Origin of the sequence: Sporanaerobacter sp. PP17-6a, assembly GCF_900095615.1 — a bacterium.
In the GTDB taxonomy this organism is placed as follows: domain Bacteria; phylum Bacillota; class Clostridia; order Tissierellales; family Acidilutibacteraceae; genus Acidilutibacter; species Acidilutibacter cellobiosedens.
Genome location: NZ_FMIF01000028.1, coordinates 70,499 through 92,835 on the forward strand (window position 1 = coordinate 70,499; position 22,337 = coordinate 92,835).

General features: G+C 31.9%; 22 protein-coding genes. 19 read left to right on the top strand and 3 right to left on the bottom strand.

Annotated elements, in window-relative coordinates; translation table 11 throughout:
* Positions 1 to 11 precede the first annotated feature (11 nt).
* The 13 genes from PP176A_RS11985 to PP176A_RS12045 all read left to right on the top strand — a co-directional run bounded on the left by PP176A_RS11985 (position 12) and on the right by PP176A_RS12045 (position 13,712).
* Positions 12 to 2,864 (top strand): sigma 54-interacting transcriptional regulator, encoded by a 2,853-nt coding sequence (locus PP176A_RS11985; RefSeq protein WP_071140716.1) that lies wholly within the window; start codon positions 12 to 14, stop codon positions 2,862 to 2,864.
* Between the two features lie 98 nt (positions 2,865 to 2,962).
* Positions 2,963 to 3,388 (top strand): PTS sugar transporter subunit IIA, encoded by a 426-nt coding sequence (locus tag PP176A_RS11990; RefSeq protein WP_071140717.1) that lies wholly within the window; start codon positions 2,963 to 2,965, stop codon positions 3,386 to 3,388.
* 103 nt (positions 3,389 to 3,491) lie between these two features.
* Positions 3,492 to 4,265 carry a PTS mannose/fructose/sorbose/N-acetylgalactosamine transporter subunit IIC gene (locus PP176A_RS11995; protein ID WP_071140718.1) on the top strand — a complete coding sequence of 258 codons (774 nt, stop codon included), beginning with the start codon at positions 3,492 to 3,494 and terminating at the stop codon, positions 4,263 to 4,265.
* Positions 4,258 to 5,070: a PTS system mannose/fructose/sorbose family transporter subunit IID gene (locus tag PP176A_RS12000; protein ID WP_071140719.1), complete on the top strand. Its 813-nt coding sequence runs from the start codon at positions 4,258 to 4,260 to the stop codon at positions 5,068 to 5,070. Before PP176A_RS11995 ends, PP176A_RS12000 begins: the two co-directional genes overlap by 8 nt.
* A gap of 148 nt (positions 5,071 to 5,218) precedes the next feature.
* Positions 5,219 to 5,707, top strand: a complete 489-nt coding sequence (locus tag PP176A_RS12005) for a PTS system mannose/fructose/N-acetylgalactosamine-transporter subunit IIB (protein ID WP_071140720.1) — start codon at positions 5,219 to 5,221, stop codon at positions 5,705 to 5,707.
* A 35-nt stretch (positions 5,708 to 5,742) separates the two neighbouring features.
* Positions 5,743 to 6,450, top strand: coding sequence for an SIS domain-containing protein (locus PP176A_RS12010; protein WP_071140721.1), 708 nt, complete (start codon positions 5,743 to 5,745; stop codon positions 6,448 to 6,450).
* A 38-nt stretch (positions 6,451 to 6,488) separates the two neighbouring features.
* On the top strand, positions 6,489 to 7,592 hold the full coding sequence (locus PP176A_RS12015; protein WP_071140722.1) for a Gfo/Idh/MocA family protein: 1,104 nt from the start codon (positions 6,489 to 6,491) through the stop codon (positions 7,590 to 7,592).
* 88 nt (positions 7,593 to 7,680) lie between these two features.
* Positions 7,681 to 8,418 (top strand): GntR family transcriptional regulator, encoded by a 738-nt coding sequence (locus tag PP176A_RS12020; RefSeq protein ID WP_071140723.1) that lies wholly within the window; start codon positions 7,681 to 7,683, stop codon positions 8,416 to 8,418.
* Positions 8,419 to 8,573: 155 nt separating this feature from the next.
* Positions 8,574 to 9,863: a neutral/alkaline non-lysosomal ceramidase N-terminal domain-containing protein gene (locus tag PP176A_RS12025; RefSeq protein ID WP_071140724.1), complete on the top strand. Its 1,290-nt coding sequence runs from the start codon at positions 8,574 to 8,576 to the stop codon at positions 9,861 to 9,863.
* Positions 9,864 to 9,882: 19 nt separating this feature from the next.
* Positions 9,883 to 11,085, top strand: coding sequence for an N-acetylglucosamine-6-phosphate deacetylase (gene nagA / locus PP176A_RS12030; protein WP_071140725.1), 1,203 nt, complete (start codon positions 9,883 to 9,885; stop codon positions 11,083 to 11,085).
* A gap of 177 nt (positions 11,086 to 11,262) precedes the next feature.
* Complete coding sequence (locus PP176A_RS12035; protein WP_071140726.1) at positions 11,263 to 11,862, top strand: nitroreductase family protein; 600 nt, start codon at positions 11,263 to 11,265, stop codon at positions 11,860 to 11,862.
* Positions 11,863 to 12,085: 223 nt separating this feature from the next.
* The gene (locus tag PP176A_RS12040) at positions 12,086 to 13,045 is read left to right on the top strand and encodes a phosphoglycerate dehydrogenase (protein ID WP_071140727.1); all 960 of its coding nucleotides are present in this window, start codon (positions 12,086 to 12,088) and stop codon (positions 13,043 to 13,045) included.
* Between the two features lie 19 nt (positions 13,046 to 13,064).
* Complete coding sequence (locus PP176A_RS12045) at positions 13,065 to 13,712, top strand: bifunctional 4-hydroxy-2-oxoglutarate aldolase/2-dehydro-3-deoxy-phosphogluconate aldolase (protein WP_071140728.1); 648 nt, start codon at positions 13,065 to 13,067, stop codon at positions 13,710 to 13,712.
* 55 nt (positions 13,713 to 13,767) lie between these two features.
* Here the strand turns inward: PP176A_RS12045 and PP176A_RS12050 are convergent, their stop codons facing one another.
* Both PP176A_RS12050 and spoVB read right to left on the bottom strand, forming a co-directional pair.
* Entirely contained in the window at positions 13,768 to 14,556 is a 789-nt protein-coding gene (locus tag PP176A_RS12050; RefSeq protein ID WP_071140729.1) for an SDR family NAD(P)-dependent oxidoreductase, read from the bottom strand.
* 135 nt (positions 14,557 to 14,691) lie between these two features.
* On the bottom strand, positions 14,692 to 16,116 hold the full coding sequence (spoVB, locus tag PP176A_RS12055; protein ID WP_071140730.1) for a stage V sporulation protein B: 1,425 nt from the start codon (positions 16,114 to 16,116) through the stop codon (positions 14,692 to 14,694).
* Between the two features lie 185 nt (positions 16,117 to 16,301).
* Between spoVB and PP176A_RS12060 the strand changes: the two genes are divergently transcribed.
* Positions 16,302 to 16,925: a ribonuclease H1 domain-containing protein gene (locus PP176A_RS12060; protein WP_071140731.1), complete on the top strand. Its 624-nt coding sequence runs from the start codon at positions 16,302 to 16,304 to the stop codon at positions 16,923 to 16,925.
* Here the strand turns inward: PP176A_RS12060 and PP176A_RS12065 are convergent.
* Entirely contained in the window at positions 16,922 to 17,410 is a 489-nt protein-coding gene (locus PP176A_RS12065) for a deoxycytidylate deaminase (protein WP_071140732.1), read from the bottom strand. The two genes, PP176A_RS12060 and PP176A_RS12065, sit on opposite strands and share 4 nt — an antisense overlap.
* 111 nt (positions 17,411 to 17,521) lie before the next feature.
* Here PP176A_RS12065 and PP176A_RS12070 point away from each other — a divergent pair, with 111 nt between their 5' ends.
* The 5 genes from PP176A_RS12070 (at position 17,522) to nagB (ending at position 22,319) form a co-directional block, all read left to right on the top strand.
* Positions 17,522 to 18,013 (top strand): LURP-one-related/scramblase family protein, encoded by a 492-nt coding sequence (locus PP176A_RS12070; RefSeq protein WP_071140733.1) that lies wholly within the window; start codon positions 17,522 to 17,524, stop codon positions 18,011 to 18,013.
* A 92-nt stretch (positions 18,014 to 18,105) separates the two neighbouring features.
* Positions 18,106 to 19,059 (top strand): dipeptidase, encoded by a 954-nt coding sequence (locus PP176A_RS12075; protein ID WP_071140734.1) that lies wholly within the window; start codon positions 18,106 to 18,108, stop codon positions 19,057 to 19,059.
* A gap of 52 nt (positions 19,060 to 19,111) precedes the next feature.
* Positions 19,112 to 20,185, top strand: a complete 1,074-nt coding sequence (locus tag PP176A_RS12080; protein WP_071140735.1) for a CapA family protein — start codon at positions 19,112 to 19,114, stop codon at positions 20,183 to 20,185.
* A gap of 31 nt (positions 20,186 to 20,216) precedes the next feature.
* Positions 20,217 to 21,410: a patatin-like phospholipase family protein gene (locus tag PP176A_RS12085; protein ID WP_071140736.1), complete on the top strand. Its 1,194-nt coding sequence runs from the start codon at positions 20,217 to 20,219 to the stop codon at positions 21,408 to 21,410.
* A gap of 132 nt (positions 21,411 to 21,542) precedes the next feature.
* A complete protein-coding gene (gene nagB / locus PP176A_RS12090; protein ID WP_071140737.1) occupies positions 21,543 to 22,319 on the top strand; it encodes a glucosamine-6-phosphate deaminase in 777 nt (258 codons plus the stop codon).
* The last annotated feature ends 18 nt before the right edge of the window (positions 22,320 to 22,337 follow it).

Genomic DNA, 22,337 nt, shown 5'->3' on the forward strand with positions numbered 1-22,337 from the left:
GGGTAAGTGTAATGACAAATAGAGAAATAATCATAAAGGAAGTAAAAGAGAATAACTTAGAAAGAATAAACAACGGGATAAAAGAATTTGGAATAACTGCTCAGGAATTGTTTGAAAAGACATCGATTAACAGAAGCTTGATAAGCCATTGCCTCAGTGTCCTTAACAAAGAAGGGAAAATTATAAAAATTAATACGAGACCGGTATATTTTATAGATTTGGAAATCTTTGAAAATAGTTTTGATGTTGAATTGAGAGGGGAATTAATTTATAAAAATTTTGAAGAATTAATGGAAATAAAAGAAAAACAAAAAGATCCCAAAATTTTTTTGAAGAACGAAGAAAACGTTTTTATGGATGTGATTGGATATAACGGTAGTTTGGCTTATCAAATTGAACAGTGCAAGATTGCGGTAAAGTATCCTCCAAAAGGTTTATCCATTCTTATTGTAGGTTCTACCGGATCAGGGAAGAGTTTCTTAGCAGGAAAGATTTATGAATATGCAAGGGCTAATGGATATATAAAAAGAGATGCTCCATTTTTAACTTTTAATTGTGCAAAATATTCTAACAATAAAGAGCTCCTATCTGCAGCGTTATTTGGATATAAGAAGGGAGCTTTTACGGGAGCTGAAACTGATAGAGAAGGTATTATAGAAAATGCTGATGGTGGTTATGTTTTTTTGGATGAAATACACCGTCTCCCTCCGGAAGGACAAGAGCAACTTTTCTTTTTCATGGACAAGGGAATATTTGCGAGAATTGGAGAAAACGAAGTATATAGAAAGGCAGACGTTAGGTTTATATTTGCAACTACAGAAGATCCAAAGGCTGTTTTATTGAATACTTTTTTGAGAAGAATTCCCATAATAATAAAGAAACCGCCGTTAAGAGACAGGCCTCTTAACGAAAAATTTCAGCTTATATATCATTTTTTTAAAGAAGAGTCACATTTGATAAGCCATAATATAAGAATATCGAGACACGCTCTAAAAATACTTATGGACGCTGATTTTGAAGGAAATATAGGGCAATTGAAAAATGATATCACAATTACATGTGCCAGAGCATATAATAGGGAAGACATTATGGAAAGAGGAGAAAGGGAGTTTATAGATATTGATTTTATGATGCTTCCAGAATATTTAGTAAAAAATGCTATAAATAGTAAGACAAACTATATAGACAGTCTTTATAAGGGATATATAACAGAAGACCTGATAATAAACAAATCTGATGACATAAATTTTCTTGAGAAAAATTTTGAAAATGAAATTCATATCCAATTTTATGATTCCGTGTTGAAATTACTTTCTGAAATAAAGATGGATAACAAAGATGATTTTTTAATAAAGAAGATTCAGAAACTAATAGATGAATATTTTAAGAAATTAATATTAAACATGAATTCTTACAGCAGTGAGGATATAAGGCATGAGAGATTTTATATCTTATATAAATGTATTCAGGATATGTTTTCAATATTAAAATCTAAATACGATATCAGATATACAGATAATAATATTTATAAGTTTGCCTGCTTTATACAGACGTCCATGGAGCACCAATATAGTTTGATGTTGCAAGACTATGAATCTGAAATAAATGAATATGTTGATATATTAAAATATAGTTATCCCCATGAATATGACACTACATATAAAATTATAAATTTTATAAAGATTAATTTGGACATATCCCTTGGGAAGGTGGAAATGGTAATTATAATACTCTATTTGATCAATTCAGGAGAAGAAAATTACTCAAAGAAAATAAAGGCTGTTTTAATAGCTCATGGATATTCTACGGCTAGTAGTATTGCCAATGTGGCCAATCATCTGCTTGGAATTGATATTTTTGAATCCTTTGATATGCCCATAGATACTACTACAGCAGATATTGTAGAAAAATTAAAACAATATTTTAAAGAGGTAAATACGTCCAAAGGGGTAATTATCTTAGTTGACATGGGTTCTTTGGAAGAAATATATAAGGGACTGGAAAGAGTACATCATGGAGATATAGGTATTATAAACAATTTAACTACGAAATTGGCATTAAAAGTGGGCAGTGATATAAATCAAGATTTATCCATAGAACAAATAATAAACAATGTAGAAAATCTCGATGGATACAAATGTAAAATTATATATACTGAACAAAAAAGACAAAAAGCTATTATAGTTACTTGTTTTACTGGAATTGGTACTGCTATAAAGATAAAAGATCTTTTAATAAAGAGTTTAAGTGAACATCCTCCCAATGCTAATTTTATAGTTTGTAATTATTTGGATTTGGAGAAGAACAAGTATAATGATGATATTTTCAATAAATTTGATGTACTAGCCATTATTGGTACCGAGAATCCAGGAATAAAAGAAGTACCGTTTTTATATTTGGAAGATCTCATTTCCGATAATGAAGGCTATGTTTTTGACCGGATATTAAAAGATATTATACCTAAACAAAAAGTTTTTCAGGTTAAACAGTCCATAATGAAGTATTTTACTTTAGAGGGGGTTTTGAGTTATATAACTATTTTAAATCCGGATAAAATAGTTAATCAGCTGGAAAATGCAATTGAGATGTTACAATATAAGTTAAAGAAACAATTCAGCAATGATACAATTATATGTTTATATATACATTTAAGCTGTTTAATAGAAAGATTGGTAACTAAAACTCAGTTGGAAGAAGAAGATATAGAAAACATAAAAGCATTTAGAGAAGAAAACAAAGATTTTATTGATATTGTAAGAAGTAGTTTTAGTTATATAGAAAGCTATTATAGTGTTACTATACCTCTTAGCGAGATATATTATCTCTATCAAATTTTAAGTGTAAAACTTGATTTAAAAAGTTGAAATTTCAACAATAAGGACCGTGCAAAGCAGATGTGTAAAACTATTTGGCATGGTCCTTGCTTTATATTTTTTTAAATAAAGAGAATAGGAGACAACATATGTACAATATACTAATAATATCTCATGGTAATATAGCGGATAGTTACTTAAATACTGCCGAAATGATTATGGGTAAAATTGAAAATGTCAAAGCTATTGGAATAGAGCCGGGAGAAGAAATATCTGCTTATGGAGATAAAGTATTTAATATGGCAGAGGAGATATATACCGAAGATGGAATTTTGATTCTGGCAGATTTATATGGCGGAACTCCCTGTAATATATCTATATCACGAATATTGAACCATTTCGAAAAAATTTATATAATAGCAGGATTTAATTTTTTACTATTGCTTGAAGCCTTGAACAGGAGAACCGATAATCTGAAAGATTCAATTCAAAATTTGATAAATGCCGGAGTTAACGGAATAACAGATGTAAACGCTATAGTAAAAAATAATAAAATTAAGAATGAAGATGAATAATCGGAGCAGCAAATTTATATAAATCTTAGAAATACTCATTAATAAAAACAGAAAGGAGGATAATAGGGAAAATATCTATTAATTAAAGGAAGGTGGGAGTAGTATGCAGATTACCTTTGTTCAAATTTTATTGCTGACTATTTATGCTTTTGTAGCCATTTATGATGCTTTGGAAACCGACATAGGATTAAGTCGGCCAATACAGGCAGGATTTTTTACAGGTCTTATAATGGGAAATGTTACATTGGGGTTAGCTGTAGGAGCTACCTTGCAATTGATGATTTTGGGAGTAGGAACTTACGGGGGAGCATCGATTCCCGATTTCATGACAGGAGCTATAATCGGAACTGCTTTTGGAGTTATTTCAGGTCAAGGAATAGAATTTGCCATAGGTCTTGCAGTGCCTATAGGGTTATTATTGGTACAGCTTGATGTATTGGCAAGATTTGCAAACACATTTTTCCAACATAGAGCAGACAAATATGCTGAAGAAGGTAATTTTAAGAAAGTTGAAACAATGAATATTTTGGGAATTATACCATGGGGATTATCTCGTGCAATACCTGTATTTGTAGCTTTGCTGTTTGGACATGAAATAGTTGAACAGCTTGTAAAGGTATTCCCAAGTTGGTTAACCAGCGGATTATCTGTAGCAGGGAAGGTACTTCCTGCATTGGGAATTGCCATATTATTAAGATACTTACCAGTAAAAAAATATTCGTCTTATTTATTAATTGGATTTGTTTTAGCAGCTTATCTAAAAGTGCCGATGGTTGGAGTTGCTATAGTGGGAATGGCCTTAGGACTATTGGTATATCAAAGAAATCAGAAAGATGTTAGAAGTGCTTTGACGGGAGGTGCTAACGAAGATGAGTAATGGGTCTGCTGATTCCAGTAAAATAACAAAAAAGGATTTAAAAAGTGTATACCTCAGATGGCTTTTAGGCGGGCAAACAGGATGGAATTATGAAAGAATGCAAGGACTTTGTTATTGCTTTTCCATGATGCCTGTGCTGAGAAAACTTTATACTAAAGAGGAAGATTTAAAGAAAGCAGTAAAATTACATCTTCAATTTTTTAATACTGAACCGGATATGGCACATCTGATTTTGGGAGCTAATGTTGCTATAGAAGAAAATCAAGGATTAGAATCGGAAGAAACCATTACAGCAATTAAAACGGGGCTTATGGGGCCCTTTGCAGGAGTAGGAGATACCATATTTGGAGTTATTGCCAATACCGTATTTGGATCTATTGCCGCTTATATGGCATTAGCCGGGAATTCATTGGGAATTTGGATATGGTTAATATGGAATATAGCAAGATGGTTTATAAGATGGGAATTTACTAAATTAGGATATACTCAAGGGTTAAAGATTGCCACCGTAATGGAGGGAACATTAAAAAGCATAACAGAAGTGGCGAGCATTCTTGGCTTAACTGTTGTGGGAGCATTGATTCCTACGGTGATAACTCCTTCAGTACCGGCAGTTTTTAAGTCAGGAGAAGTAAGTATGGAAGTGCAAGGAATATTGGATCAGATAATGCCTTCTTTGGTTCCTGTGGCTTTAGTGTTCTTTGTATATTGGCTGTTGGGAAGAAAAAAGATGACTTCGACAAAAGCAATATGGATTCTTTTAGCTATTTCTATTATATTAGGGGCATTTGGAATATTAAGTTAAAAACAATTTTGTCAGTTTAAATTATTAATATTAAAGAGAGTATTAAAAGATTAATACTCTCTTTAATAAAACCCACTTAAGGTCAAGCGTAGATTAATGAGAATATAGCTTTCCTATGGGTTATAAAATATTTAAAGGAGGTTTAACTTTGAGCATAATACATGTTAGGATAGATGACAGGCTTATTCACGGGCAGGTAGCGGCTTTTTGGTGTAATTCATTAAAGGTAGACAGAATAATGATTGCGGATGACGAAGTAGCAAACAACAGCATACAGAAAAGTGTCTTAAGGTTGGCAGCACCTCCGGGAGTGAGTACATCCATTATTACAAAAGAACAAGCAGCAGAAAATATTAAAGCCGGAAAATATGAAAATCAAAGGGTATTTTTGATATTTAAAAGTCCTAAGGATGCTTATGATTTGATTCAATTAGGAGTAGATTTGAAGGTTATAAATGTAGGGAATATGGCCCATAGAGAAGGGACAGTTCAAATAAAAAGAAATATAAAGGTAAGCCAAGAAGACGTAGAATATTTCTTGAAACTAAGGGACATGGGAATAAAGTTGACGGCCAAAATGGTTCCCGCTGATTCTGAAACCGATTTTATGGATTATCTAAAAAAGGTATTGAATTGATTAAAAAATAATTTGTTTTAAGGAGGAGAATTTCTATGGGATACGAACTATATTTTGATATTATTGAAAAGATGATTAAGGATGTTAAAGAAACTCAAGGGGATAATATAAGGAATGCAGGAAAAATTATAGCAGATTCAATTATGGCTGGGGGAATATTGCAGACTTTTGGAAGCGGACATTCTTATGCCGGTGCTATAGAAATAGCCGGCAGGGCAGGAGGATTGATTCCGGCAAAGGCTCTTGAGGAATATTCGAGGGGAAAGTACGAGATGATTGAAGGCGTGGGGACGAAATTTATGGAACAGGTTGATATAAGAGATAATGATTGTTTTGTATTAATATCTAATTCGGGAAGAAATCCAATGTCCATTGAGATTGCTGATATAGTAAAGCAAAAAGGAAATAAAATAATAGTTGTCACTTCCCTTGATGTATCCAAAACCATGACTTCAAGGCATTCTTCCGGAAAAAAATTGTATGAATTTGCAGATGTGATTCTTGACAACAAAGGGGTTGAAGGAGATGCGGCTGTAAGTCTTCCCGGCATGCCGAACAAAATATGTGGGACATCATCTGTTACTGCAGCGATACTTCTTAATGCTACCATCTTAGAATCTGTTGAGATAATGTTAAGCAGAGGATATGTTCCGCCGGTATATCTGAGCGCCAATATCGATGGCGGTCCTGAACACAACCTGAATTTATTAGAAAAATATGCGGACAGACTGTATAGAAAATGATATCATATTATTAATTTAAGACATAGGAGGGTAATAGTGTGAAAAAAATTAATGTTGGGTTAATAGGGTATGGGTATATAGGGAAAATCCATAATATTGCATATAAGGTTATACCTATAATATTTCCTCAGTATGGTAATGTATATAGACTGTCTGCAATGGTAAGCAGTAAAACTCAAAATTTGGAGGGTACAGGATTTGATAATCTTGTATCTTCCATATATGATTTAAAAGAGGAAAACTTAGATATGATAGATATTTGTACACCTAATTTTCTGCATTTCGAACAGTCAAGCTTTTTTATCAAAAAAGGTTCAAATATATATTGTGAAAAACCGATGACAGTAAATTCGAAGGAAGGATTACAGATTTTGGATTTAATTGAAGAAAGAAAAACTATTACACAAGTAGCGTTAATATATAGATTTATGCCTGCTATAAGTAAGGCAAGAGCAATAATAAAGAATAATTGTATAGGAGAAATAATTAATTTCAGAGGCCAGTTTTTTCACAGCAGCTATTTAAATCCTAAAAGAGCGATTACATGGAGATTGAAAAAAAGTATGTCCGGGGGAGGAGCTATAGCGGATTTAGGCATACATCTGTTGGATGCATTAGTATTTTTACTTGGTTATGAAAATGTGGATAAAATTAGTGCAAAGGCAAATACCGTTATTAAAGAAAGACCGTCAGAAAATGGAGAAAAGATGGAAAAAGTAGATGTTGATGATTGGGGCCTTATGACCTTGGAGTTAAAAAATGGCGCTGTAGGAACTGCAGAGGTGTCGAAGGTTTCTTATAACCCTTATGATGTTTTTGAAATTGAAATATACGGGACGAATGGATATGTTAAGATATCAGATAAAAATCCTTATGAACCTGTTTACAGTATTTATAATTCACGAAACTCCCGGGATATATCAGAAATAATAAATTCGGATAATTATACAAATTACCTGAACAGCATATATCCTAATCCAAGAATGTCTATGGGATTCATGGTTGATATGCATACTGCAAGTTTATTGAATATGATAATAAATGTAATTAATAACAAAATTGTTAATGAAGTAACTCCTACCTTTGAGGAAAGTATGAAATCACATAAGCTGTTGGAAGAAGCATATTTGTCAATACAGTAAAATTTTGGAGGACAGGTCTATTGAATTATTTTAAAATATTTGATAAATTTATAGATATAATTAATTAAAATAAGTAAGGTCGGTGCAAATGAAAAAAATAGATAAAAATAGTCCTATCCCTAAATATTATCAGTTAAGAGAAATATTAAGAGAAATGATTGAAAATGAGGAATTAAAGCCAGGAGAAATTATTTCTGGAGAAATGGAGTTATGTAAATTTCATGGAATAAGCAGGATGACAGTCCGAAAGGCTATTCAGGATTTAGTAAATGAGGGAATGTTATATAGAGAACAAGGCAAAGGTACCTTTGTGTCTTATCCGAAGCAGAAGAAAAATATTTCTCAGTTACTCAGTTTCACAGAGGAGATGAAATCTAAAGGATATAACGTAACTAATAGATTATTATATTTTAATAAGGAAATACCAGAAAAGAAAATATCAAAGATATTTCATATGAAAAAGGGAGAAATGATATATGTTATTAAAAGGATAAGGTTTGCCGGAAAAGAACCTATAGCCTTAGAGATATCATATCTTCCGGAAAAAAATTTTCCAAATCTCAGTAGAGAGGAGTCCGAAAAGAATTCCTTATATTATTTATTTGAGAATAAGTACGGAATTAAATTAAAATATGGAACCCAAACTGTAGAACCTGTGATTCTTACACCTTATGAAGCCGATTTGTTTAATGTGAATGAAAATATGTTAGGGTTATTATTTAAAAGAACCACATATAGCGATGATGATACAATAGTTGAATATACAAAATCCATATACAGATGTGATATATATAAGTATGAAGCTATCTTAAAAAGAAAATTATAATTTTAGATTATTTGTAGTCAGAAATGATTTTAAAGATGTATATACAACATAACATCATGTTTTATAACCCATATAAAAGTCATAATTTGCCTTAAGGGTTTCATTAAATGCCTTTTTTATAACAAAATGAAGAATATTATGAAGGAGTGGATAGCTTGAATTTAAATTTTAAAGCAAATACATCGGCAACCCCTTTAAACGTGCCAACAGGTGTATATATGGCAGGCTATGCAGATAGGGAAAATGGGAGCAAGGGAATACATGACAATATATATACAAAGGCTCTTACGGTTTCCAATGGGGAGAAAACTATAATTGTTATATCTAATGATCTGTTGGGAGTAGATGAAGAATTAGTCGATAAAGTTGTTTCTGGAATTAAAAAAGAAATAAATATCCCGGAGGAAAATATATTTATTTGTGCGACACATACCCACTCGGCACCTCATATTATTAACTGGGAATTTGATGAAAAGAATTTTTCTTGTAGATTAAATAAAAAATTAAAAGAATATATAATTGATACTATGATTAAAAATGCTTTAAAGTCCGCCAAGGATTTAAGACAGATAAGATTAGCATACGGAAAATCTAAATGTGTTGGAGTGGCTTCAAACAGAATATGTAAAGAAGGTCCTGTAGATGATTCGGTTAATGTGATATTTCTTATTGCTGAAAATAATTTACCGCTGGGAGTAATAGTCAATTATTCCTGTCATCCTACTGTATTAGGTGCTGATAATGAGTATATATCTGCTGATTATCCCGGAGTTGTTCAGAATTTAGTCGAAGAATATTTTAAAAATAATTGCGTATGTATGTTTATAAACGGCGCTTGTGGTAATCAGAGTACAAGGTTCACCAGAAAAGCCCAAGATTTTAACGAAGTTAAAAGAATGGGTGGCCTTGTATTTAAAAGTGTATTGGAAGCCTATGATAATAAAGAAGATAAGAATAATTACGAAATAAATGGAATTAAAAGATATTTTAAATTTCCTAAGAAGGAAATACCGGACCGCAAGGAGGCAATGGAATATTACAGAAGGACATTATATGACTTAAATAAGGCAAAAAATGATTCAAATATTTCACCTCAAAATATGAGAAGTATAATAACAAAATATCAAGGGGCAAGTATATCATTGAAACTGATTGACGTCTTGGAAAATATAAATTTGGAACTGCCTATTCAGATTATAAAATTGGGAGATATATTGATTGTAGGTGTTCCTGTGGAATTGTTTAATGATTACGGGTTTGATATAAAAAGAGAATCCGATTTTAATAACGTTATAATCGCAGGATATACGAATGGAATGGTGGGCTATGTTTATACTCCCGAATCTTATGAAGATGGGGATTATGAAGCCTGGTCATCTCCCTTTGGGAAATTCACGGGGGATTTCATAACCCAGAACGTAATGAGTTTGATTAAAATATTATAAACATAGGGGGAGAACATAATTGAAAAAATTTATTGTTAGAAGTGAGAGGGTATATACTCCTGATGGAGTAATCGACGGAGGAATCATAATTAGCGGAAGAATTATAGAGAAAATCATAGAAAAAGAGGATTTAAGCAGATACAAAGAATTGGAATTTATAAATGCCGAAAATAATTTAATAATACCAGGATTGATTGATATTCATATTCATGGTTCAGGAGGTTGGACAGTCAGTTCAGAAGATGAAAGACAAATAAAGGGGATGTGCAAATATCTTCCGTCTATTGGAGTTACAAGCTTTCAACCTACCTTGGGAGGAGAAGACGTTGAAAGTATAAAAAAATATCTGAATACAATAGGCTCTGTAATTAAAGGATATTATGAAGGAGCTAAAATTTTAGGAATACATATGGAAGGTCCATTCTTAAATCCTGAAAAGAAAGGTGTTTTCTTAGTAAGAAATTTATTGAAACCGTCAGTTGAATTAATGAAATCCTTTATAGAAAAAAGCGGTAACAACATCATTCATGTAACTGTTGCTCCAGAACTGGACGGTGCGGAAGAACTGATTAAATATTTGACTTGTAATGGAATATTAGTGGCCGGGGGACATACAAATGGGACAATAGAAGAAACCAAGAAAGGAATTCAATGGGGGATTTCACTGTCAAATCATACGTGTAATGCCCAGCGTTCAATACACCATAGGGAACCGGGAGCTTTGGGAGGATATTTGTTAGATGATAATGTGTATTGTGAATTGATATGTGATTTTATACACGTTCATCCGGATATGCTCAAATTGATTTTAAAAATTAAGTCTCCGGAAAAAATTTGTATGATTTCTGATTCAATAGTTGCTTCAGGATTGAGACCTGGGAAATATGATTTTTCGGGAAGAGAGATAATAATAGATGAAGAAAGCAGCAGATTATCCGACGGAACTATTGCAGGGAGTACTAAAAATCTTTTGTATGGATTTAAAAACATGGCTTATTTGGGATATTCCATCGAAGATGTAATTAAAATGTCATCATCTCTTCCGGCAAAACTGTCTAATGTGTACGATGAAAAGGGAAGCATTGAAGAAGGAAAAGACGCGGATTTTGTAATACTGGATGATAATTTTAACGTTCATATGACATATGTTGAAGGTAAAGTATGTTTTGATTCAAGTGAAAGAAAAAGCTTTCTAAATCAGCAGGATATATCCAGAATTTGAAGAGGTCCTAAGAAAATTTAAGTTTAAATACTGCTCAGCATCAAATAATTGGATATATAATTAATAATTAGATTATTAATAAATTTTAAGGGTAAATATGAAATAGATTAAAGCAGAAATGTTAAATAAAATCATCATGAACTTGTCAGTATGGTAAAAAGATAAGGAGGTATCTGAATGAATAAAGATTTTTATGCAGCCATTAAAGATAGACGTTCTTTTTATGGTATAAGTAAGGAAAATGTAATTTCTGACGAAAGAATATTGGAAGTAGTCAATTATGGAGTTAAACATTCCCCAAGTCCATTTAATTCTCAGAGTGCAAGAGTTATGGTCTTGTTAGGTGAAAATCATAATAAACTATGGGATATTACTAAGGAAGAGTTGAGAAAAATTGTGCCGCCACAGAATTTTTCCGATACGGAAGAAAAAATTAATTCTTTTCGTAGTGGGTATGGCTCGATACTTTTCTTTGAAGATCAGGATGTAGTTGAAGAACTTCAGGAAAATTTTCCTACATATAAAGAAAATTTTCCCAAATGGTCTCAGCAAAGCTCAGGAATGCTTCAATTTGTAATATGGACTTCTTTGGAAATGGAAGGTTTTGGGGCATCTCTTCAGCACTATAATCCATTGATAGATGAAGAAGTTAAAAAAACATTTAATGTACCGGATAATTGGAAACTAATCGCTCAGCTTCCTTTCGGGAAATCAGTCTCATTGCCGGGAGAAAAGGAATTTAAACCTTTAGAAGAAAGAGTAAAGGTGTTTAAATAATATCTTAAAAAGTGAAGAACGGAAAATCTGCTAACATTCAATTAGCAGATTTTCCGTTTTACGATGATGTTAAATTTTTTGAAAATTGGTGAGAATGATACTTTTTTGATGAAGAGATATGGCACGAAAAGGTATTATTAAATAGTTGCAAAAAATCAAATGTAATAGTAAAATTAAATTATGTAAAATTAGATGAACAAAATTAAGAATCGAGGTTGATATAATGTCCAAGTATAAAGTTGTAGTTACAGCACGATCTTTTGGTAAGAGTAGCACAGAGCCATTTGATATATTAGAAAAAAACGGATGTGAAGTGCATAAAATTCCAATAGAAAAACCTCTGAATGCCAAAGAACTGATACCTTTAATAAAAGATGCCGATGCATTAATAGCAGGTAACGACAAAGTAACAAAAGAAGTAATTGATGCGGGAAACAAGCTAAAGGTTATATCAAGATATGGCATCGGATATGATAATGTAGATATAAAAGCTGCAAAGGAAAAAGGAATTGTTGTGACAAATACACCTAATACCAATAATAATTCGGTAGCTGACTTAACAATTGGCCTTATGATTGCCATAGCAAGAAATATAGTCGGAGCAAATAATACAGTAAAAAGCGAAGGCTGGGGCAGAGTATTAGGCACAGAGGTATATAAAAAGACTATAGGAGTTATAGGAACAGGAAGTATAGGCAAGGGAGTTATCAAAAGAGCAAAAGGATTTGAGATGGATGTATTATGTTTTGATGTATACCCTGATCATGAGTTTGCCGAAAAATACGGTGCAAAATATTGCTCTATGGAAGAAATTTTACAAAAATCGGATATAATAACTATACACGTTCCATTAATGGAATCAACAAAAAATCTTATAGGAGAGAAAGAGCTTAAAATGATGAAAAACACTGCATTTCTTATTAATGCAGCGAGAGGCGGTATTGTAAATGAAGATGCATTATATAATGCACTTTCGAAAAATATAATTGCAGGAGCAGCATTGGATGCCGTGGAACATGAGCCTCCAGTAGGAAGCCCTCTTTTAAAGCTTGACAATGTTATAATAACTCCCCATATAGGAGGATATACATCTACGGCTGTAAATAATATGGGGGTTGCAGCTGCAAACAATGTTGTATTTGTTTTGAATAATGAGCCGGGAGCTCATATTGTAAATAATTAAATTATAGGAGGAATTAATAATGAAGGCTTATGAGGTACTGGAACAAATTAAAGAATCTGGAGTTTGTGCAATAGTAAGAGGAACATCAGCTGAATCATTGTGTAAGATAGCAGATGCATTACTTGCAGGAGGAGTAAATACAATAGAAGTTACCTTCAATACTCCAGGAGCTTCTGAAATGATAAAGGAGTTAGTAGCTAAATATAAAGATAAGATGCTGATAGGAGCAGGAACAGTTTTGGACGCTGAAACAGCAAGAACAGCTATATTATCGGGAGCAGCATTTGTATTGTCACCTTCTTTAAATCTTGGAATGGTAAAAATGTGTCAAAGATACAGCGTACTTCCCGTTCCGGGGATTGCCACTCCGACAGAAGCAGTAACAGCATGGGAAAATGGAGTGCAAATCATAAAAGTATTTCCGGCAGGAGTTTTCGGGCCGAATTATATAAAGCAGTTGAAAGGACCTCTTTCACAAATGGAAATGATGGCAGTAGGAGCAATAGATCTTGATAATTTTGGATCGTTCTTAAAAGCAGGAGCATGTTCCGCAGGAATAGCAAGTTCCCTTGTAAGCAATAAACTTGTAGAAGAAGGGAAATTTGATGAAATAACAAAGAGGGCCAAAGGATTCAGGGATATATTTGAATCGCAGAAAAGAAAGTAAGTAAAGATAGATTTAGGGGTTGTCTCAAAAAGAGGTAACCCCTAATTTTATTCCTTCAATTTCTTTCTCCATGCCTTTTCAACCATCCGGAAAATCGAATTCGCTCAACAATTTGTACGAGAACATCAACAGGTGTAACCCTTGATAAAATACAACGTATAATAAAAATTATTGAAGGATAAACTGAACGGGCTTCTACTTGTAATCCTATTTTCATACATAAAGCCGTCATAGACGGAAATTGGCGAGCCAATAATGGCATGGGAGTATCGGGGCCTCCGGCTTTTTCAAAAAACGGCGTAAAATTAGCAACGGGATAAACAGGTATTATTTTGACATTTTTGGGGCGTTCCATACGGTATGTTCGTACAAATCCGTCAAGTGCAAATTTTGTAGAATTGTAAAGGGAAAATCCCGGGAGTACCATTTTTCCTAAAGCAGAAATGGTGACCATAAAGATTAAGGGTTCCGTTTTGTTATTTTCAGTTAGTTTTTGTAAAGTATAAATTGGGGATATTACATTTGTCTTATATATTTGTTCGATTTTCTCCCAATTTGAGTTTCCAATTTTGCCGTAATATGCAAAGCCTGCATTTGCGACAAATATATCTATTCCACCCATTAATTCGGTCGCTTCTTCAAGCATGCGATCAACTTGAATAGGGTCAGATACATCACATGTAATCGTCTTTATGCCACGATTTCCCAGTTCATCAATAATTCTCTGAGGATTCCTTGATACACCGACTACAGAAGCTCCGGATGCAGATAATCGCTTTAAAAGAGCCCATCCGATTCCGGAAGATGCACCAGTAATAACTATTCTCTTACCTTTCAGATTCATAAATACTCCACCTTTTTATTACTATTTTAAATTTTGACACTCTCTGTTTATTGATTAACCTTTAATATATTCTTATGTAATTTTATTATACTATTATTTTTCAAGTATAGTAATTATTGAAAATATATTAAAAATTTAAAAGGATATTAGTTTTATTATATTTGAAGCTATTTTTATACAGTAGAAGAATAACAAAGCCAACTGAAGGTATATTATGATATTTGTTAAACTGAATTTTAAATTTAAAAATTTATTGATTTCAATTCCATTCATGATTAATGTTACAATGGCTGTTACAATCATCTCTATTCCACATCCTAAAATATTTATGGAAGGGACGGCCGTAAGAAAAAATATAATCAAGATTTCAATTACGGCTGCTATTAAAGAATTTTTGAGGATGGTTTTTTGCTTTCCCAATCCGTTTAATATACTGTTTGTAGCAGCAGCAGTATATGATATGGGGGCAGACAGTGCAGCAAATCGAATATAGTTTCCCAGATCATTTCTGTTATAGAATACTCTTCCCAGATTGTCTCCCCAAATTAAGCATATTATTAATACAGAAAGTCCTAAAATAAAAGAAATTTTAATTACGGAACTAATTCTTTTTTTTACTGCTTCTTTGTCTTTTATAACTAATTTTTGGGACAGATCAGGAATTAGAACGATAGAAATAGCAAATATAATAATCATGGGCAGAGAAACAATATTTACAGACATATTAGAAAATTTTCCTATCATAGTTAATGCTTCTTCGTAGGGGATGCCTCCAGCTACTAATCTTTTGGGGATGAGGAGGGTAGATACGGTAAAAAATATTGTAGATATGAATTCGTTTAAGCATAAAGGAAGTGATATAACAAGAATATTTTTTATTAATGTTTTGGTTCTATCAGGTTGTTCGGAAAAACGATTATGATATTTTTTTATATTTACTTTATAATATAGAAACAGTAAAACAAGGGATATGAATTCTCCCGATGATATAGTTATATTTGCGGCTGTTACCTTAGCCGTAATTGAGCCGGGGGAATAGAATTTGAATATAAATGATATTATAAATATTCTTGCCGATTTTTCAAAAACATCAATTACTGCTGGTATTCCTACATTAGCAATACCATAAAAATAACCTTTAAATGTATTGGAAAGAGTCATAAAGAATATGGTGCCGCAGGATATTCTTAAAGCATAAATGACTCTTTCGTCTTTTATAATAAATTCACTTATTGGATTTATCAATAGAAACAATATAAATATAATAAAAATGGCCCATATTACATTTAATGTAAGTATTGTCCTCATACTTTTTATAATATTATTATACTGATATTTTACTTTATATTCGGCTATTATTTTGGATAGGGCGGTTAACATTCCTCCGCATATCAGGCATAGGGATATCCTATTTATGGGCATAATAAGGCCGTTTAGGGCCATTCCGTCGGCTCCCAATTCTCTTGAGAGGGCTATGGAATACATAAATCCTAAAATTCCCGTGATGAGATTTGATAGAATAAGTAAAATTGAATTCTTTATAAATGCATCTTTCTCCATAATTTTCCTCTTATTCTTCAAAAAAACTTTATACCTTCTAATAATACGATATTAATATACTATTAAAGACAACATGGACATATGTGTTAAATTTCTTATGAAAATTGTAATGGTATTTCAATAATATATTGTTTTAGTTGCTGATTTTTGGTACCCTATAAATATAAAATGTTTTGAGGTGAATTATGAAGAAAAAATATTACGCTGTAAAAAAAGGTATAAACATAGGTATATATAATAGTTGGGGAAAATGCGAAGAACAGGTAAAGGGGTATCCTCAAGCGGAATATAAAAGTTTTTTAACGCTTAAGGAAGCAGAAGATTATTTAAATGGAATAGAAAATGAAGGAATAGTTAGGAGAGATAAAAAGGTTGAAGATTTAGAGGATGGAGAGATGATTGCCTATGTAGATGGAAGCTTTGATAAAGAATCAGGATATTATGGATATGGAGCTGTTCTTATTACAAAGAAGGGAAAAGAGGTGTATAAAGGAAGGGATAATAAAAAAGAAAAATCTGATATGAGAAATGTTGCGGGAGAAATAGACGGTTCCATGACGGCTATGAAAATTGCTTTAGAAAGAAACATTCGTACATTATATCTTTACTATGATTATGCGGGAATTGAAAAATGGTGTACAGAGGAGTGGAAAAGAAATAAAACGGAAACAAAGGAGTATAATAAATATTATAATTCAATTAAAGACAAGTTAAAAGTTATATTTATAAAAGTAAGAGCCCACAGCGGTAATAAATATAATGAAGAAGCCGATGGGCTTGCTAAATCGGCTTTAAAGAACAATGATTAGTATCCTGCAGTTCCGTTTAATGATTCATCATTTTCAATCCAATATCTTACATTGATTGTTCTGTAATCATCTTTAGAATCTCTGATTATTACATTTTCAATTCCAGAGTTTATTATCAATCTTTTGCACATTGAACAGGGGTTGGCATTGAGAATTAATTCTCCTGTTTTCATTTCCTTTCCCACAAGATATAATGTTGCTCCAATCATATCTTTTCTTGATGCACTGATGATTGCATTTGCTTCTGCATGAACAGAACGGCACAGTTCATATTGAGTACCTCTTGGAATGTTGAGCTTATCTCTAATACAGTATTTTAAATCGCAACAGTTACTTCTGCCTCTTGGTGCTCCTGTATATCCTGTAGAGATAATTTCATCGTTTTTTACAATTATTGCTCCAAAATTTCTTCTAAGACATGTCCCTCTTTCTGCTACTACTTCCGCAATATCTAAATAATAATTAGTTTTATCTCTTCTTTCCAATATAATTCCTTCTTTCCTATGATATTGATTAATAATATTATATAATATTATTGAAACAATTCAATAAATATAATATCTGCAAGTTATTTTAAATAAGGAGGGACTGATAAAATGAGATATTTAGTAAGAGAAAGAATATTTTCTATCGGTGATAAATTTGATATCCAGGACGAATCGGGACGAAATGTATATGAGGTAGCAGGAAAGGTCTTTTCTTTCGGAAATAAACTAAACATATTTGATATGTCGGGAAATAACTTAATATACATTGAACAAAAAATATTTAAATTTTTACCGGAATATTATATATATATGGGAGATAAGATTGTAGCTAATGTAAAAAAGGAGTTCACATTTTTTAGACCTAAATTCAATATTTTTAGTGATTTTGGAGATTTTACGTTGGAAGGAGATATATTTGCCCATGACTTTTCCATATTTAAAGATGGAAACGAAATTTGTAGGGTAAATAAAAAGTGGATTTCCATTTCAGATGCTTATGGAGTGGAAATATTCGGAGATGAAGATCCGGCTTTTATATTGGCATTATGTATAGTGTTTGATCAAGTGCTTTATGACAATAACGGTAGTAAAAATGCTTGAGATATATGATTATTAAACCTAAAGTTGCTGGAGTATTTTAGAATATATATTGTAAGTATATTACAATTTTATTAATAAAAGGAGATGCTGTTATGAATTATAAACATATTCACGAGAATTCCATAGTTATAGATGCTCATTCGGATATACCTCTTCATATGTATCAAAATAGGATGAAGAAAAAGAGAATATTAACTGAAACTCATATACCTTTATTAAAAAGAGGAGGAGTCAATATTGTATTTATAGATTTATTTGAAGAGCTTCATCCGGAAGGTTCTTTAAAGGAAGCGATGATTCAGATTTCTGAGTTGTATGGAGAATTGGATAATTGTTCCGATGCAATACTTATAAAAACTAAAGATGATTTAAATGAAGTACTTAAAGGGGAAAAAATAGGATTTGTTTTGTCGGCCGAAGGATTGGAGTTTATAAGTAATGAAGTCTCCATGCTTAGAGTTTTTTATGAACTTGGCCTTAGATGTGCAATGCTTACATGGAATTGGAGAAATTATTTGGCAAGCGGAACATATGAAAATGGAGGTTTAAGTTTAATGGGAAAAGAAGCAATAAAGGAAATGAACAGGTTGGGGATAATAGTGGATGTCTCCCATTTAAATGAAGAAGGATTTTGGGATATTGTTGCTATTTCGACAAAGCCAATTATAGCTTCTCATTCAAACGCCAAAAAAATTACAAATCATGTGAGAAATCTAACTGATGATCAAATTAAAGCAATTGCTAAAACTGGAGGAGTTATAGGGCTTAATTCTTATTTTACAAGTAAAGAAGGACAAGGGAAAGAAACTTTGGAAACTTATATGGATCATATGGAGTATATGATAGAAACAGCGGGGGAGGATCATGTAGGACTGGGATTTGATTTCAACATGTATTTGGGATCCTTTGGGGCAGTTGGATTGGAAGATTGTACTTGTATTCCTAATGTTACTAAAGAACTTATAAATAGAGGGTATAAAGAGGAAACTGTGAAAAAAATACTTGGAGGAAATTTTGTGAGAGTATTAGAAAGTATTTTACCCTAATTTGTGCATAGAATATATGTGGAAGAACTTTTAATTAGGGGAGGTAACGCCTATGAAGAAATACTTATTCATTTTTATAATAATCTTAATTTTCTTAAATAGTGTAGGGTCCGCGGAGGAAATGAAACCTAAGGGAAGTATAGATATAAATTTAGTGGGAGATATACTTCTTGACGGAACTATTAAAAAGTATATTGAAAAAGAAGGCACTGAGTACCCATGGAAAGAAGCAAAAACTTATTTGAAGAAAGAGGATTTAAATGTTGGAAACTTGGAATGCAGTGTTACTAATAAAGGCACTAAATGGAAAGATAAACAGTTTAATTTCAGGATGAACCCTGAGGATCTTCAAGGGATAAAAGATGCAAATATAGAATTAGTTACATTAGCAAATAACCATGTTATGGATTATGGCTATGACGGACTTTTGGATACATTTAAATATTTGGACAGCTATGGGATAAAATATACGGGTGCGGGAAGAACAAAAAAGGAAGCAATGAATGGAGTGGTAATTGAAAAAAATGGAGTGAAAGTAGGAATAGTTGCTTTTTCAAGAGTAATTCCCGACGTAAAATGGTATGCTACGGATAAAAGAGCAGGAATCATAAGTGCTTATGAACCTTATGTAAATGAAATGTATAAAAAAATTAAAGATATGAAAGAGAAAGCAGATATAGTAATTCTTTCTATTCACTGGGGAATTGAAAGAAATGATATTCCCAGAAAAAATGAAATATCTATTGCAAGGAAAGCCATAGATTCTGGTGCGGATATAATTATGGGACATCATCCCCATGTGCTTCAGGGGATAGAAATATATAAGGGAAAACCGATTTTTTATAGTCTTGGGAATTTTGTATTTAACTCTCGAGATAAATTAAGCACAAAAACTATGATAGGTCAGGTTAAAATTGTGGATAAAAAGGTATCTGAGGTAGAAGTTATCCCCATGAAAATAATAAAATCCAGGCCAATTTCTGTAACGGAAAAAGAAGGGTTGGGAACCACTAATTATCTGAATAATATATCAAAAAATTTTAATACTAAGATTTTAAAAGATGGAACAGTGAAATATTTAAAAAAGGTAGGAATATCATATAAATTCCAATTTATAAGTTTGTAACGAAAGAATAAGGGAAAAGAAGGTGAACTTAATGAGAGGATTAGTATTAGAAGGTGGTGGAGCAAAAGGAGCATACCATATTGGTGCTTATAAAGCTTTAAAAGAAATGGGAGTGGAAATAGACGGAGTAGCCGGAACCTCTGTAGGAGCATTAAACGGAGCGATGATTGCCCAAGAAGATATAGATAGAGCTTATGAGTTGTGGAATAACATGACTTATTCTCGAGTTATTAATGCGAATGATGAGGATATAGAAAAGATAAAAAAGGGAAAATTGAAAATTGAAGATATAAAAGATATATCAGAAAAAATAAAGGGAGTAATTTCCGAAAAAGGTGTTGATATAACTCCATTAAAGGAACTTCTCTATGATGTGATAAATGAAGAAAAGGTGAGAAGGTCTGGAAAGGATTTTGGAATTGTGACAGTTTCTTTAACAGATTTAAAACCTCTTGAAATTTATATTGAAGATATTCCTCAAGGAAAGTTAGTGGAATATTTAATGGCAAGTGCTTATCTTCCCGTTTTTAAGAGGGAAAAGATCGATGGGAAGGACTTTATAGATGGAGGTATCTATGATAATGTTCCTATGGGACTTTTAATAAATAAAGGTTATGAGGATTTAATTGTTGTCAGAACTCATGGTTTAGGAAGAAATAGAAGGATAAATAAAAAAAATTTAAATATAAGATATATTTCTCCGAGAGAAAGTCTGGGAAGGACTCTGGACTTTGATACGAAAACCTGTAGGTTTAATTTGAAGCTTGGATATTTTGATGCTTTTAAAGCTATTAAACAACTCAAAGGAAATAAATATTATATTATTCCAAAGAAAGACGAAAATTATTTTGTTGATGTTCTTTTAAACTTGAATGAAGAGAAAATCCTTGAAATTGGGAAAATATTAAAAATAGAAGAAGTTCCTTATAGAAGAGCGTTATTTGAATTTATAATACCAAAACTGAATAATATTCTTGGATTAGATAAAAAGAATGATTATGAAGATATCTTAATAATGTTTTTAGAATATTTGGCCGAAGAATATGAAATGGAAAGATTTAAAATATACGGTTATGAGGAATTTTTAGAGAACGTTATTGAAAGACATAAATATAATAGCCAAGATAATGCTTTATTTTCAAAACTGGTCATGAGGATGGATATATTAGGTAAATTTTCAAAGAGCGAAATAATTAAAGAAATTGCGAATATAGTGTTTTTTTAGCCAGTATATTTGACAAGTAAGCTGGAATTTTTTATAATTGTATATACAAGATAACAAATATAGTACAACAATAGTAAAAATTAAAATGGTATGTTGATTTTGTAATTTTAAGTAATATTGGGAGGTAATGACATGAATGTTGTTGTCGTAAATGATTATGATGAAATGAGCAAAAGGGCGGCCAGTATTATTGCCAGTCAAGTTATTTTAAATCCAAAAAGTGTTTTAGGATTTGCAACGGGAGATACACCTATTGGAACCTATAAGGAACTTGTAAAAATATATAAGGAAGGATATATTGATTTTAGTGATGTTGTAACTTTCAATCTTGATGAATACTATAGCATTTCAAAAGAAAATCCTCAGAGCTATAATTTTTATATGAAGAATTATTTATTTAATCATATCAATGTAAAAGATGAAAATATTCATATGTTAAATGGGATGTGTGATGATATAGAAAAGGAATGTACAAGCTATGAAAATTTAATCAAAGAATCAGGGGGAATAAATCTACAGATTCTCGGGATAGGCAGAAATGGCCACATAGGGTTCAATGAACCTAATGCGAATTTTGAAGGGGTAACCCATCTTGTACATTTAGATAAAGGCACTATAAATGCAAACTCAAGATTTTTTAATTCTGTCGAAGAAGTTCCGACCAAAGCTATAAGTATGGGAATAAAAACTATTATGAGTGTAAAAAAAATTTTGCTGTTGGCCAGCGGTATCAAAAAGTCGGAAGCTGTTTACCATGCCGTAAATGGACCGATTACTCCTAAAGTTCCGGGATCAATATTGCAATTGCATCCGGATGTGACGCTTATTTTAGATAAAGAAGCGGCCTATAAAATTAGTAGTAGAAATGAAAAATACAGGAATTTATCAATTGTGGAAGGAAAAAAGTGATAAAAACAATTTTGACAG